The 14,825-nt window shown below is 69.7% G+C and carries 11 protein-coding genes; 1 reads left to right on the top strand and 10 read right to left on the bottom strand.

Features of this window, described 5'->3' with window-relative positions; all coding sequences use genetic code 11:
- Positions 1-20: 20 nt before the first annotated feature.
- The 3 genes from CM1CMNOD_RS09430 to CM1CMNOD_RS09420 form a co-directional block, all read right to left on the bottom strand.
- The gene (locus tag CM1CMNOD_RS09430; RefSeq protein ID WP_013873430.1) at positions 21-1,244 is read right to left on the bottom strand and encodes a LuxR C-terminal-related transcriptional regulator; all 1,224 of its coding nucleotides are present in this window, start codon (positions 1,242-1,244) and stop codon (positions 21-23) included.
- Positions 1,241-2,410 carry a helix-turn-helix transcriptional regulator gene (locus tag CM1CMNOD_RS09425; protein ID WP_013873429.1) on the bottom strand — a complete coding sequence of 390 codons (1,170 nt, stop codon included), beginning with the start codon at positions 2,408-2,410 and terminating at the stop codon, positions 1,241-1,243. Before CM1CMNOD_RS09425 ends, CM1CMNOD_RS09430 begins: the two co-directional genes overlap by 4 nt.
- A 264-nt stretch (positions 2,411-2,674) precedes the next feature.
- A complete protein-coding gene (locus CM1CMNOD_RS09420; protein ID WP_013873428.1) occupies positions 2,675-3,865 on the bottom strand; it encodes a TetR/AcrR family transcriptional regulator in 1,191 nt (396 codons plus the stop codon).
- Positions 3,866-4,350: 485 nt separating this feature from the next.
- Here CM1CMNOD_RS09420 and CM1CMNOD_RS09415 point away from each other — a divergent pair, with 485 nt between their 5' ends.
- Complete coding sequence (locus CM1CMNOD_RS09415; protein ID WP_013873427.1) at positions 4,351-5,388, top strand: TIGR03617 family F420-dependent LLM class oxidoreductase; 1,038 nt, start codon at positions 4,351-4,353, stop codon at positions 5,386-5,388.
- A 107-nt stretch (positions 5,389-5,495) separates the two neighbouring features.
- Here CM1CMNOD_RS09415 and CM1CMNOD_RS09410 read toward each other — a convergent pair whose 3' ends face one another.
- From CM1CMNOD_RS09410 to CM1CMNOD_RS09380, 7 genes are all read right to left on the bottom strand, one after another.
- On the bottom strand, positions 5,496-5,702 hold the full coding sequence (locus tag CM1CMNOD_RS09410; protein WP_043603387.1) for a hypothetical protein: 207 nt from the start codon (positions 5,700-5,702) through the stop codon (positions 5,496-5,498).
- An 8-nt stretch (positions 5,703-5,710) separates the two neighbouring features.
- Positions 5,711-6,886 carry a peptidylprolyl isomerase gene (locus tag CM1CMNOD_RS09405; RefSeq protein ID WP_013873425.1) on the bottom strand — a complete coding sequence of 392 codons (1,176 nt, stop codon included), beginning with the start codon at positions 6,884-6,886 and terminating at the stop codon, positions 5,711-5,713.
- Positions 6,883-9,246, bottom strand: a complete 2,364-nt coding sequence (locus CM1CMNOD_RS09400) for an RND transporter (protein WP_013873424.1) — start codon at positions 9,244-9,246, stop codon at positions 6,883-6,885. The genes CM1CMNOD_RS09405 and CM1CMNOD_RS09400 overlap by 4 nt, the downstream gene beginning before the upstream one ends.
- Before the next feature lie 159 nt (positions 9,247-9,405).
- Entirely contained in the window at positions 9,406-10,695 is a 1,290-nt protein-coding gene (locus tag CM1CMNOD_RS09395; protein WP_013873423.1) for an MlaD family protein, read from the bottom strand.
- Entirely contained in the window at positions 10,692-11,987 is a 1,296-nt protein-coding gene (locus CM1CMNOD_RS09390; RefSeq protein WP_013873422.1) for an MlaD family protein, read from the bottom strand. Before CM1CMNOD_RS09390 ends, CM1CMNOD_RS09395 begins: the two co-directional genes overlap by 4 nt.
- Positions 11,984-13,459, bottom strand: a complete 1,476-nt coding sequence (locus tag CM1CMNOD_RS09385; protein ID WP_013873421.1) for an MlaD family protein — start codon at positions 13,457-13,459, stop codon at positions 11,984-11,986. The genes CM1CMNOD_RS09390 and CM1CMNOD_RS09385 overlap by 4 nt, the downstream gene beginning before the upstream one ends.
- A complete protein-coding gene (locus CM1CMNOD_RS09380) occupies positions 13,456-14,745 on the bottom strand; it encodes an MlaD family protein (protein WP_013873420.1) in 1,290 nt (429 codons plus the stop codon). The genes CM1CMNOD_RS09385 and CM1CMNOD_RS09380 overlap by 4 nt, the downstream gene beginning before the upstream one ends.
- Between the last annotated feature and the right edge of the window lie 80 nt (positions 14,746-14,825).

Raw genomic sequence — 14,825 nt, 5'->3', positions numbered from 1 at the left:
TTTTCGGCTGTGACCAGTTTTCAGGCCTCGATCTCACGCATGGTCATCCCCAGGGAGCCCGCGATCGCCTGGGAGCGGTTCACCGCGCCGAGCTTGCGCAGGATGTGCTTCACATGCGACTTCACGGTCTCCTCGGCGATGACCAGGGTTTCCGCGATGACGCTGTTCGTGGCACCCGCCACCATCAGCTCCAGAACCTCCGACTCCCGCGCGGTGAGATCCCCGCCGGTGTGCGCGGTGGCGACCGGGGCGGGCCGCGCGCCGTCGCCGGGCATGGCTCCGATACCCGCGTACCGGGAGAGATCGATGCCCGCGTCGCAGAAGTCGTTCATCATCTCCACTGCCGACGACAGGATCTCCCGTACGTGGTTGCGCTGGGTACGCAGGCGTTCGGCCAGCACGGCTCGTTCGTAGATGTGGCTGAAGCCGTCCGCGAACATCCAGAGAACGTCCCGGTCGACCTCGTCCACCCGGCGCGAGGACGGATGGTGATCCGCGTGCAGGAAACCCACGACCTCCGTCCCGCGCATCACCGGGGCGACGACGTAGGACTTGGAACGCCCGGACTCCACGATGATCGGCCGGTGGACGGGCGCGTTCGCGGTGTCGTACACGACCGCGGGCCGGCAGTCGGTCAGCAGCCTGGTCTCGGGCGTCATGCCCTCCAACGGGATCGGCCGGTCGACCCAGCGCACGAACCATGACTCGAACTCGTCACTGTTGCTGAAATAGGCAATCCACGGATGCCAGGCGCTGTCCTCCACCCGGGAGAGCACCGCGCGCCCGAACCCGCACCGGTGGACGAGCTCCTCGCACACCTGGTCGAGCAGGTCGGCCGAGCTCGGCAGCGTCCGCAGGCGCTGCAGCCCCGCGGCGCAGTCGGCGAACCGCCGGGTGCACAGGTTCAGGTCGTGCTGGTAGAGGTCGAACGAGAGTTCCTGGAGATCCAGGATGAGATGGCACAGCTGCAGGCTGGTGTCGCCGTCCGCGGCGGTGATGCCGTCGGTGCCGGCGGTGGCCCGCAGCTGGTCGATGCAGCGCCCGGCCAGGGTCGAGACGACCTCGGCCGACGTCGCCAGATCGTCGGGGATGACGGATGCTGTCGGCTCCGTGTGGAGGGCGGCCCGGACCTCGTCGTGCATGAGGTCGATGCGGGTCGCGAGATCGCGTTGGCGGCGTCGCCATCCTCGGGCGCCGGCGGGCGCCGGGAACATGCCGGGCTTCCGGTCCGGGTCGGCGGTCATAAGGCACGGTCCTGACTGCGCGCAAGGTACAGGTACCGGGCGATCGCCTCGGCGCGGTTCGACGCGTGCAGCTTGCGCAGGATGTGTTTCACGTGTGATTTCACCGTGGTTTCGGAAACGGTCAGACGATCGGCGATCTGTGCGTTGGTCGCCCCGCTGGCCAACAGGGCGAGCACCTCCCGCTCCCGTGGGGTCAGTCCGTCCGGGAGACGAGGTGCGGAGGCCGCGAGCATGCCCGGTAGTGACACCGGCGGCTTGGATTCGGCCGCCGGGGTGCTCTGCCGCACGAGCCGGACCGGAGCGGCGCTGAGTCCTTCGGTCATCATCCGGGCAGTGCAGAACGCCTTCGCGATCCGTTCCCGCTGCAGGGCGAGGCGTTCGAGCAGCACCGTGCGCTCAAGAATCAGGCCGAAGCCGTCGGCGAAGATCTGGATACGCTCCCGGTCGTAACCGGTGAGGCGGCGCCCGGAGGAATAGGCGTCCGCGTGCAGGTAGCCGACGACCGAACCATTCGCCAGGATCGGTGCGACCACATACTCCCGGGTCTGGGACACCTCGACCAACGGGCGGAAGAGCCGGGGCTCGGACTGCGCGTGCTGGATCAGCGCGGGTACCCTGCGCCGGACGAGTTCGGCTTCCGGCATGGCGGAGGTCAACGGAATCCGCAGGTCCTGGATGAAGTCCCGGAACGCCACGTTGACCGCGCTGTCGGCGTCGGCCCCGACGTGCAGCCCGGCGGGCAGCCAGGTCGAGCCGCGCAGGCTGGAAATCATCGCCCGGTCGAATCCACCGGCCGCGCACAGGGCTGCCGGCGCGGACGCGATGGCCTCCGCGGAAGTCGTGGCCCGGCGTATCCGGGCGAGTTCCTCCCGGATGCGGCTCAGCACCCGGAACGGCATACCGAACATGTGTTCGCGCAGATCGTTCTGCACGGCGCTGAGCTCGGCGAGCAGCGCGCCGGCCCGGGCCGCTTCCCCGCCCCGGACCTCCGCGTCGATGGATTCACCTTCGATCCGCTCGAGTCTCGCGGTGAGCGCCGCGGCCGAACGGCTGCCAGGTTCGACCGGAGCCGCGTCCACCGCCGTGTGTAATGCCGTGACCAGCTTCTTCTGGCGAATCTGAAGATCCGCCTGGGCTAACGCAGTGGTGGAATATGGTGACGCCACTGTCCCTTGTCCTCCACGTCCGAAGTGGACCGATCGCGACGACGGCGCGGCCCCCAGGGCCCAGCGCCCCTCGCGGGGGCCGGACAACAGCTCCAGAGACCGGATCTATGTGTTGCCACATTTACTTCGGGACAGAACGTAGGTGATTCAGGTCACTTCGTCAAGGCTTCTCCGGATACGATTCTCGGGTCGACCTCGGAGCACCGGCCCGTCGCCACGGCCGCCCGCCCGCGACGGAGGCCGGCGGCCACCGTCGACACAGTGTTAACTGTGCAGGATATGAGCAGCTACCAAACGAAGTTTTTCTGTTACTTTTGGTTGGCTTCGCAGGTGAGCGGTGCGCGCTACGTCGTTGACCACCATCAACACGGCGTGGATGCGGAAAAGCGCCGCGGTCCGGTCCAGATCCGGGCGCGTGGCCGCCATCAGGGACACCCATTCCGCAACGTAGTCGTGCTGCGCCTTACGAATTCTGTGACGGTTCCAATACGGAAGGTTCATCACCTCGGCGACCAGCACGTTGACCAGATCGGTGTGCGCCATCGCGAAGTCGATGTAGGCGGCCACCACGTTCTCCAGGCCGGCCTGCGGGGTCGTGGCGGCCGCCAGCGCCCGAGCGATGCCCAGCTGCAGGGACTCGGCCGCACGCGCGACGATCGCCATCAGCAGGTCGGCCTTGGTGGTGAAGTGCCGGTAGACGCCGGCGCTGGTCACCCCGACCTCGGCACCGACCTCCTCCATGGTCACCGTCTGGTAACCACGGATGCTGAACAACCGGGCCGCCGCCACCAGCAGCGCCTCCCGCCGCCCCTGCGGTGACAGCCCGGCCTCGGTGGTGACCGGCTCCGGAGCCGGCTGCCCGGACACACCGGCGATGTCAACGGTGCACACCGACAGGGCCATCCTGCGCAGCAGGGCGACCATCGTCTCCGGGGCGGCCGGGACCCCGTGGTAGGAGGGGCTGGTGAGCACGGCGAGCGCGCACCATGCCAGCAGTTCCGCGTCGTCCCGGCTCAGCCCGTCACGCACGTCGTTCAGGGCGACGACGAAGCCCGCCAGGAAGGCGAAGAACCTCTCCCGCATCCGCTGCCGCTGCTCGTCGTTGAGATGGCGGCTCTCCCGGCTCCACAGCACCCCGAGGTCGCGTCGCCGGCCCGCGGTCTCGGCCAGGTCCTGCACCATGGCTGTGAGCTGGCCATCGTGATGCCGGTCGACGACGGACGCCGCCAGGTCGAAGCTGTCGGTCAGCGCGCACACCAGCAACTCCTCCTTGCTGCGGAAGTGCCGGTAGAGCGCGCCGGCGGTGATCCCGACCGCGCCGGCGATGTCCTCGGTGCCCACGTTGTGATAACCGAAACGATAGAACAGTTCACTGGCAGCAGTGATGATCTGAGCTCTGCGGTTGCGTGGACGCGGAGTTCTCGCGATCGTCCCTCTACCGCCATGCTCACTCACTGTCCGCCCCCACCATGCCGTCTCACGCGGATACCGGTCCTACTCAAACTTCCCCACCACCGACGGCAGCTGACGGCACGATCCGACGGCAACGCCCCCAGCCAGACGTCCAGCCCGCGTCCGGGGAGCGCCGTGTGCCGCTTCGCGCACCGCCTCGCGCATCGCCGGACGAGGTGGAGTTGTTGACCCATTAAGTTACTCCTGATTTACTTCTCGCCATCGGAGCCAATTCTCCACGATCGGCCGCCCGTCGGCCCTGCCCTGATCGCGACGGCGCCCCTCACCCCGTCCGCCGAGACGCCGGTCGACCTCTCACGGCCAGGCAGGCCGACCGGGAGAAGAAAATGATCTTCGCTGGTACCCGCGACCGGCCGGCCCGTCGGTGGACAGCCGGGCCGTCAGGGCACGGCAGTCGATCCGGGCGGAGCGCGTCGACCCCGTAGCAGGTCTGAAACTGTCGTCGTGACGATCAGGAGGAGCTGACAGTGCTGGTTGACGGATTCATTGGTGGCGGATCCTCGGACGGGACCAGCGGCGCGGATATCGCTGGCATCTCGGCCCAGGTCGCGGCGGCCGAACGGATCGGATACGACGGGGTGTGGGCGACCGAGGTCGGCCGCGACCCTTTTTTACCATTGCTGCTGGCCGCGGACCGCTCACCGCGGCTACAAATCGGTACCGCCATAGCCGTGGCATTCGCCCGCAACCCGATGACCATGGCGTCGACAGCGAACGACCTCCAGACATTCAGTTCCGGCCGGTTCGTGCTGGGGCTTGGCTCTCAGATCAAACCACATATTCAGCGCCGTTTCAGCATGCCGTGGTCCGCGCCGACCGAGCGGATGCGGGAGTTCGTCCTGGCCATGCGGGCGATATGGCGTAGCTGGCACCACGGGGAGCCGCTCGACTTCCGCGGCGACATATACCAGCACACATTGATGACACCGCTGTTCAATCCCGGCCCCAACCCCTACGGCCCGCCACCGGTCCTGATAGCCGCGGTCGGAACGAAGATGGCCTCGGTCGCCGCGGAGGTCGCCGACGGCATACTCGTGCACTCTTTCACCACGGAACGCTATCTGCGGGAGGTCACGCTCCCCATCGTGGAATCGGTGCTTCGTGACAACGGCCGGCGACGGGAACAGTTCACCCTGTCCTACCCGGGACTGGTGGCCACCGGAATCGACGAGAAAAGCTATGACGAGGCCGTGCGGACGGTGCGCGAGCGCGTCGCCTTCTACGGGGCCACCCCGGCCTACCGCGGCGTCCTGGAACTGCACGGCTGGGGCGACCTGCACACGGAGCTGCACCGGTTGTCCAGGCAGAACGAGTGGGACGTCATGACCAAGATCGTGGACGACACCGTGCTGCACACGTTCGCGGTGGTGGGTGAGCCGGCCGCGGTCGTCACGGAGCTCCGGCGCCGCTTCGACGACCTGATCAACCGGTTCACCCTGTTCGTGCCCTACCCGCTGGCCGACGAGGCCCGGCAGATCATTGTGACCGGACTGCAGCGGCACTGACCGGGAAGGGCCGGCCCGGCCACCGCTCCCCCGCCGGCGGTCCCCGTGGCCGTCGGAGCTGTCACAGGCCGCCAGCCCTCCCGCCCTGGCCCTTCCCAGCTCCCTGATCAGCCGGGGAGGACCGCCCCGACCACACCGAGCACGACGAAGAGCAAAGAAATGATCTTGCAGGAACGTGCCCCCCGGCGCAGGGAGCGCTCCCTTTTCGCCCGTCCCTCCGGAGAGAGGGAGACGGGGACGAGAGCGGGTGCATTCCGCTGCCCCCACCGTCCGACGGCGAAGAACGCGGCTGCGAACGCGAACTGCGCCAGCACCCCAACGATCATCGCGCCACGGGGAGGGACAGCGACGGCGGAGCCGACAGCGACGGCGGGGCGGAGGCAGACGGCAGGGACAGCAGGGACCCTGAGAGAGAAGAGGCCGCTGGCGCCGGGCTGCCGCTCATGCCCGGCTGCGGAAGCGTCGCGGAGTCGTCGGGCGGCGGCGCGTCAGGATCCGCGGGCCGGTAGTCGTCGGCGTACTCCACGTCCGCCGCCCTGATCCGGTCGGCGAGCCACGTCCGCCAGGTCGCGACCGCGCGCTCGGAGCGCAGCGCGTCCCGTACCTGGTCCTTGACCTGCTCGAAGGACGGCTGGCTGGCCGGCCTGTCCTCGAGAACCTGGCCGACGTTCCAGCCGTAACGGGTCTGCACCGGGCCGAACACGGAGCCCACGGGGACGGCGAAGGCGGCTTTGGCGTACTCGGCATCCAGCTGCGAGGCGGTGACGAACCCCAGATCGCCCTGGCTGCTCCGGGTCGACTCGTCCAGCGACGTCTCACCGGCGAGGGCGGCGAAGTCCGCGCCGTCCCTGGCGCGCCGCACCACCTGGTCGGCCTCCTCCCTGGTGGCGACCACGATGTTGCGCAGGTGGCGCTGCGCGGGGACGGCGAAGTCCGCCCGGTGGCTCTCGTAGTACGAGGGCAGCTGGTCGTCGGTGACGGTCGCGACCGCCGGCGCCGTCACCTCCTGGAACAGCCTGGCCGTGCGCTGCTGGCGTCCGACCTCGTCGAGGACGTCGTTCTCAGACACCTTCAGCTTGGCCAGCAGGTCGGTGAAGGCACGTTGCCCGTCCTGCCCCGACCCCATCTGCTCGTCGATCATCTTGGTGAGGGTGTCCCGGGCCGACTTGTCCGCGATGACGATCTTACGCTCGGAGGCGGCGTTGTCCAGGATCTTACTCACCGCGACCGCTTTGGCGATGTCCCGCCGGAACTGCTCCAGCTCGCTGCCGCCGACCGGCTCGCGGATCCCGTAGAGCGCGCTGAGCACCTCGACCCGGTCGTGCAGCTGGTCCTTGGTCACCACGGTGCCGCCCACCCGGAAGGCCGCGTTGCCGGGCAGCCCGGTCACCAGCGGCACGATCAGCAGCGCGAGCCCGGCGATGACCAGCGGTACCAGCACCACCAGAACCGCGCGCGCCCATGACCGGCCCAGCGGGCCCGGTAGCGCGATCCTCACACCTTCACCTCCGTCCGCGCCGCGCTGGGCGTGCCGTCCGGCGCTGGCGCCTCATGCTCGCTGTCGGGCGCCGGTACGCCGCGCCCGTCGTCCGGCACCGCCCCGCCGGGCACGGCATCCGGCACCGCCACGCCGTCGGCGCCGTCGGCCCGCGGCCCGGCCGCCGGCCGGACGGGGAACAGCCGGACGACGACGAACGCCGCCAGCAGCGACAGGCCGACCGTGGCCGCCAGGAAGATACCGAACTGCCGGATGAGTGACAGGCCGGACGCCGCCAGCGCAAGGTAGCCGGCGGACGCGGCCAGCGCCGCCACCGCCACCGACCGGCGCAGGCGTGGTGACCGGCGCGCGTACCCCTGGCCGAGCAGCACGCTGAACTCGCACGCGGTGGCGGTGGCCAGCGAGCCCAGCGTGACCGTCAGCGGGGTGAGCGCGATGCCGCACAGCCACGCCCCGGCCAGCCCCCACCCGGTGGCCAGCGCCGCGGCCAGCACGGCACGCGCCGCCTCGGAACGGCGGGGCAGGCCCACCAACAGCACCAGCCCCGCCGCCACGATCCCGAGCAGGCTCGCCGGGTAGCGGTCGTTGGACACCAGCTCGTATCCGCGCGCAGCCACCACCGGCAGCCCGACCAGCTCGGCGGTCAGCCCCTCCGGTGGCTTGGGCAGCGCGGCCCGCACGTCCCGCAGCAGGGTCTGCTGACGCGCGACGTCCTCCAGCTCGACGCCGAAGCTGATTACCGCCTGCCGGCCGTCGGCACGCACGACCGCGCTGGCGAGGTAGCGCGGGAGCTGCTCCAGCCCGGCCGTGATCTGGTCGGGTGTCGGTGAGGTTCCCAGGAAGGCCAGCAGGTCGGGGAGACTCACGATGGGATGCAGGTCGTCCCCGAAGCGGCGGATGGTGGAGTCCTCGGCCTGCCGCATCCAGTCCAGTGCCTGTGGTGTGGTCACGTCCGCGCCGCGGACCAGGATCTGGACCTCGCCGGCCGATCCGAGCACATTCTCGGCGTGCTGCGCGTCGGCCAGTGTGGACACACCGTCGGCGAGCCGGTCCGGCCGGGCCTCGATGTCGAGGAACGCCAGCGCCGACCAGCCTGCTCCCGCGACGGCAACGAGCATGACCAGCACGGCTGCCCGGCGCGGCCGCGACATCGTCCGCGCCGGTTTCTCCTTGCCCACCGCACGGCCTGCCGCGTCGCCCGCCGCCGGCTCGGCCGTGGCGTAGACGACCCGGCTCCGGGTGAGGAAGCCCAGCCCGACGGCGAGCAGGACGCCGGCCGCGAGCGCCCATCCGAGGTCCTGGACGAACGGCACCGGTGAGAGTCCCAGCGAGGCGAAGCCCGCGGCGCTGGCCAGCGCCGCCACGATCACCCGCCGCGGTTCGGCGCCTCGGATCAGGTAGGCGGGGAAGTCGCTGCCGATCCCGACCAGGATGGGCAGGAAGGCCACGACACCGAGGGAGAGCGGATGCCCCAGCCAGCCGAGGGCCGCGAGCGTGAGCGCTGTCGCGCCGAGCGTGGCGGTCAGCGGCAGCAGCCGGTGGCGGCGGCGCACCCAGGGCACGAACAGATAGCAGGCCACGATCAGCCCGAGAGCCAGCACACCGAGTAGCGGGATCTCGCGCCGCACCTGCCCGCCGAGATCGGCGGCGATCGCGGGCATGCCGGTGACGGTCAGTTTGCTCGTGTGCAGCCCGGCGCCGTGGGCGGCCTTTCGGGCGGCGGCCACCAACCGCTCGGTTCCCGCCTGGTCCAGGCCCTCCCGGGGACGGACCAGGATGGCGACGGCGTTCGGCGACGGCACCACGAACCGCCACTGCTGGCGGGGGGAGCCGTCCTGGTCGAACACCACGGCGTTGACGAAGGACGGGTTGCGCAGCGTGGGCAGCCCGGCGGGCAGGCCACGCACGAGCAGGCTGCCGTAGCGCAGGTCGTACTGGGCGACGGCCGCGTCCGCGGCCTGGGTGACCTCGGCGTCGGAGCGGCCGGCGGCGCGCGCCTGCTCCTCGGCCTCGGCCCGCAGGGCGTCCCGTTTGCCGGAGATGGTCGCGAGCAGGTTCTGCGCCGCGCCGGCGATCTGGTTCAGGATGGTCCCCGGGCCGTAGACCACGGCGACGTCGGGCAACTGCGCCAGGTCGCCCTCCAACGCCACCAGCTTGGTGATCTCCTCGGCGCCCAGCAGCTCACGTGCGTTCGCGGACTCCGCGAGGATGACGATCGGATCGCCGCCGAAGGAACGCGCGGACTCCTGTAACGCGCGCTGTGCCGGATCCCCGGCGGGCAGGAAGGACGCCCGACTCGACCCGGGTGAGCCCCACCCCCGTCGCCAGCGCCACGACCAGCACGACGGCGAACCCGGCACAGGCCCGCACGGACGGACGCCGCAGTCGCGGCCGCGGCCGCGCCAGCAGCCAGCGCACCCCCCGGAACGGGGATGCCAGCAGCCGGCGCGGCACGCCCGGCCGGCGCGGGGGACGAGTCCCCCGCGCCGCCGAGCGCCGGATGGCGGGCCTGCGGACCCTCATTCGGGGTCCCGCTCCACCCTCGGGTAGGGCCCACTGAAGGGACCGGGCTTCGCGCCCGTGCCTGGTGCCGGGTACGGGTTGGTGTAGGTCAGCACTTCATATGGCACGGGCGTCTGCACGGAGTATGTGTTGACCAGAGGTGTCAGCCTGACGTAGTGAGCTCCGGATTCGTCGGTGTACTGCATGATCGCGTTGAAGTTGGCGAAGAAGGCCGACAGTTCGGGCCCGTAGGGCTTGATGAACGCGAGCATCGGGTTGACATCCCGCAACGCTGTCCGCACCGGCGGGATGACGTTGCGGACATCGGTGCCCAGGGTGGGCACGCGATTGAGCGTGTCGGGCGCCAGGTCGAGCGTCCCCGACAGCGGAGGGAGCAGCCCGTGCAGATCCGCTGAGGTGGCGGGTAGCTGCTCCAGCGCGTCGGTCAGCAGCGGAGAGGCCGTCTTCAGGTCGGCCGCGACCGGTGCCAACGCCCCGGAGAGCTTCGTCAGGGTGCCGGACGCCGTCTTGGCGCTGTCGAGCACTCCGGGCGCCTGCCGGAGCACGTCCTCGATCGCCTGCTGCTGGCCCGCGGTGGCCTGGGTCAGCTGGTCCACGTTGCTCACCAGGGTGGCGATCTGCCCCTGCCCGGTGTCGAGGGCCCGCAGCACCGTGGACGTCTCCTGTGCCAGCGCCTTGAGATCCTCGGACTGGGACGCGATGGCGTCCAGGGCGGTGTGCCCCTCCCGGCCGAGGTCACCCAGGCCGTCCAGGATCCCGGAGACGTCCTGCTGGGGGCCGTCGGTGCCCTGCCCCAACGACCGGACCAGACTGCCCAGTTCATCGCGGGTGTCCGTGTCCAGGCTGGCGAGTATGTCGCCCAGCTGCACACTCGGCTTCACCCCGTCCTCGGGGATGGTGGCTCCGGAGCGGAGCTCCTTGCCCTTGCCGTCGGTGACGTCGAGGTAACCCTCGCCGACGAGTGAGCGCTCGCCCAACCGTACGGCCACCCCCTCGTGGAGCGGGGCGGCCTTGTCGTCCACCGAGAACTTGACCCGCATTCCGTCAGCCTGGCGAGTGACCTCGCGGACCTGGCCGACCTGCACACCCGCGATCTGCACCCGGCTTGCCGTCACCAGGTTGTCGATGTCCTTGAACACGGCGACGGCGGTGTACTCCTTGCCGCTGATCAACGGTATCCGCACCCCGGCACCGGTGGACAGGTAGAGCAGGATCGCGAGGCTCCCGCCAAGGAAGAGTAGGACGGTCACCAGCCGGCCCAGTGACCCGGTCAGCACGTGTCTCATCGGCTCTGGCCTCCCTGCTGCGTGCCGGTGGGCAGACCGTTCTCCGGCCCGGGGAAGTAGCCGTTCGGTTCCTGTTTCGGCAGCACCCCGAGACCGGGCAGCGGCACGATCAGATGCCCGCGGATGATGTTGCCCTGAGCATCACCCGCGCCGAAGACGGACGACGTGTTGTACACGAACGCCTGGATGTCGGTGAGGTAGGACACGACCGTCCTCGTGTCGCGGTCGAGGTTACGGGTGACCGGCCTGAGATTGACCAGGGAACCGTCGATGTCGTCGGCCATCGGACGCAGGTCGGCGACCACCGGCCGGGCTTTGCTGATCACTGGCTTCGCCGCGTCGACAGTGTTCCCCAGTTTGTCGACGGTGCTTTCCAGCCGTTCCAGCGTCTTCGGCAGTTCGCCGGAGGCACTCTGAAGGTTGTCCAGTGTCGGGTCGAGCTGCTTGGTCAGCTCCTGGGTGCTGGTCAACGTCTTGCGGAGCTGGTCGGTCAGGCCGGGCAGCTGCGCGAGGCTGTCGCGCAGCTGCCCGTCGTTGCCCGCCAGTGTCTCCAGCGTCTGCTGGGTCGCCGTCGCCAGCTGGGCGACCCGCTGGTCGTTGCCGCCGACCGCGGTGGAGATCTGCGACAGCGCGGTCACGAGCTGGCTGATCTTCTCCCGGCGGGTCTGCAGCGCCTCGACCACCGGCTGCAGCTGGTTGACCGTGCCGTCCGTCGCGGCCAGGCCCGCGGGCAGCTCCTGTTCGGAGCGTGCCAACGCGACGTCGGACTCGACGAGCAGATCGGTGAGGGCCAGCTGAGTGCGCTCGTCAAGATGGTTGAGCACCTCGTCGGCCTGCACCGGTCGGATCGTCTGCCGCAACGGAATGACGCCCTTCGACGGCAACGGGTGACCGGGCGGCCCGCCCGGGTTGAGCTCCACCGACATCTCGTTGAGCGCGTTGTTCGGACGCAGCACCGCCCGGGCGTTGTCATAGACGGGGTGACCAGGCTCGAGCTCCATGCTGAGGATGGCCGTCCCGGTCTTGGTCACCTCCCAGCTCGCGATCTTCCCGACCCGCACACCCGCGATCGTGACCAGGTTGGAGCTCTCCGGGTTCACGCCGGGAACCGACGCGAACTCGGCTTTCACGATCGACTTCTTGGCCCACGGGAGCGTCGGACTGAGGTTGGACTGAATGACGATGGCGGCCACGATGCCCAACACGATGAGCACGGTCAGCGCGCCGACATCCCGGCCGAGGCCCGGAACCGTCCGGATCCGTTCCCATCGACGACTCAGTGACATGCTCATCGAGAACTCCCCGACACCAGCGGAAGATTGATCGCGGGTAGCAGCGGACCCGGCCCGCCCGCGTTGGTTCCCGCCGCGGGCGGTGGGATCAGACCGGAAGCACCCTCACGGGTTCCCTCCTGCGGCCCCACGGGCTGCTGCAGGCCGAGGGACTCCAGGTACCTCTCCAGCGGCTGTACCACCGTGGTCCCGCCGACGCTGTTGACCCCGACACCGGCCATGAGCCGCCCCGCCGCGCCGTTGCTGTCGTGGAACTTCCAGACCTCCGCGCAGTCGGAGAGCAGGTAGCCGACCTCCTTGTAGAGCAGGTGGTCGTTACCGCCGCCGTCGTAGATGCCGGTGCCGTGCCACGGGGAGAGCACCGCCTTCGTGATCGGGCCGTTGAGCCGGTCCAGCACCGGGCCGCGCACATCGGTCAGGGCCCCGGTGGCGTTCTGCGCAGTGGGTACCAGCCGGTCCACCAGCGGCCGGGCGTCCTGCAGGAGAGCCCGCAGGTCGGTGACCACCGGCAGGGTGCGTTCCAGCACCGGGTCGAGCTTGGCCAGTACCGGGTCGAGCTGGCGGGCCGCTGGCCGGAACTCCTGCGCGGTCGTGGTCAGCTTGTCCAGGGTGGGGTTGAGATCGGCAAGGCCAGCGCGGGTGGTCCGCAGCGTCTGGGGCAGGTCCGCCACCGTCTGGGCCAGCGGACGACGCTCGTCCGCAAGCGCCGACGAGGTCGTCGCCAACGAGGTGATGATCGAGTCGAGCTGACCGTCCTGCTTGGTCAGCGCCGCCGCTGTGTGCTGCAGGCCGGTGACCACCCCGGTCAGGTCGACGTCCGGACGGGTGCCGCGGGCTGCGTTGAGCACCACTCCGGCCGGTTCGAGGGCGTCCGGCGCGTCCGCGATGAGCTTGCGCAGCTCCTCCTGCCCGTCGTTACGCAACGTCGCATCCAGATGTCCGACCGTGCTCGGAATGGCCTTCTGCGCATCCGGAGTGATGGTGCTGAGGACATAGTCGAGCTCGACCGGGGTGGTCGTGCGTTCCAGCGGAATCGTGTGGCCGGCCTTGAAGGCGTCGCCCGCGCTTCCGCGGGCGAGCTCGACGTAGTAAAGGCCGCCGACCAGCAGCGTCGGTCGCACGGACGCCGAGGGCTGGTCCCCGATCTTCCCCAGTACCCCCTTGTCCACCTTCATGGACACGATGGCGGTGTGGCGGTCGGTGACCTTCACGCCGGTGACCTGCCCGACCTTCACGCCGGCGACCTTGACGACGCTCCGGTAGGGCTCGAGCTTGTAGGACCTCGAGAACTCGGCTTTGACCGTGTCACCGGAGTGGAGCGTGACCGAGATGCGGTTGCGGTTGAAGGCCGCGACGCCGACCAGGAGCAGCGTGATCAACACCAGCACACCGAGGGCCCGGTTCGACGCCAGCTTTCCCAGTTTTCCGTGCTGGATGGCACGAGCCAGCTGCGAACGACGCGAAGCGCTCATCGGGTGCCTCCTACCAGCGGAATGCCTGACGGCAGCCCCTGCGCACGGTCGCTCGAGGCCTCACCGGGCCGGGGGTACTGGTTCTGGGCGTAGTTCCCGGAAGGAAGCAGACCGTTGGTGACGGTAGCCAGGCCAGGGTTGACGCTGAGCCGAGCGTAACGAACACCCGGAACAGGTCCTTCGGAGACGAAGCTCTGGCCGCGAACGAAGAGCTGTCCGATCTCGGGTGCATATGGTGCCAGGACCCGCAACGGAGTGTTCAGGTCACTGATAGCCCGCCGTAGCGGCGACGCCAGCGGCCTGGCATCCGAAACCGTGTGCGTAAGGTCCTCGACCGCGGGGACGGCCTGTTCGGCCACGCCCGGTACCTTGCCGGCGACCGGTACACCCTCCACGAGCACGCCACGGACGTCGGTTTCCGACCGGGCGAGCGCGCCCGCGCCCGGTTCGAGATCCCGCACCGCCGAGGCGGTGTCGGCCAACGGTGTGTTCAGCGAGTCCAGCGCGTGCTTGGCCGTGTCCAGCGTGGCCGGCAGCCGCTCCAGGGTGTTGGTCAGCGGCTTGCCCCCGTCCACCGACACCGCCCGCAACGTCGTGTCGGACTGGCTGACCAGGGAGGCGATCTCCTGCTGCCGGTCGCTGAGCCGGCCCGCCAGCCGGTCGACGTCCTGCAGCAGCGTGGGGAGGTCCGCCTGCTCGGAGGCGAGCGCCTGGGAGACAGTACCGATGTCCTCGAGCAGGTCGGGGGCGGTCTTGAGCAGGTCCTGCAGATCGTCGCTGTGGCCCGCGGCCCCGCCGCCGAGCGCGCGGATCGTCCTGGTGGCCGCGTCCCGGGTCGGCTGGTCCAGCACGTCGAGCAGTTGGTAAAGGTCCGCCGAGTCGACATTGCGGGTCGCCTCGATGGTCCGGCCACCGAGTTCCCCGGCCCTCTGGGTGCCCCGGTCAAGCTCGACGAACTTGCTGGCCAGCGCCGAGACGTCCCAGATCTCGGCGTGCGCGTCCTGGTAGACCTTGACGTTGCCGTCGAGCTCCATGGTCACCAACGCGACACCGTTGACGTAGTCGATCTTGCTGACCCGGCCGATGCGCTTGCTCATCTCACGGACGTCGTCGTTGACGCGCAGCGAGTGGATGTTGCCGAACGACGCGCTCGCCGTCGTCGTCGGCGCGAACGGCAGTCCGGTCTGTGCCTTGAACGTCAGGTACAGGACCACTGCCAGGATGGCCAACACGACGAAGCCCGCGCGGAAGGAACGCGTCCGCGCGCGCAGCTCCGGTGTCGTCATGACAGCAGCCCCCCAAGCAGTTGGCCGACCAACGAGTTCTCCTGCCGCTCGGTCAGCCCGGTCGCGCTGCCCCCGCTGGT

Source organism: Protofrankia symbiont of Coriaria myrtifolia, assembly GCF_900634755.1.
Classification (GTDB): domain Bacteria; phylum Actinomycetota; class Actinomycetes; order Frankiales; family Frankiaceae; genus Protofrankia; species Protofrankia coriariae.
Note: the sequence above shows the minus strand (reverse complement) of the source record. Positions and strands in the feature narration are given on the sequence as shown.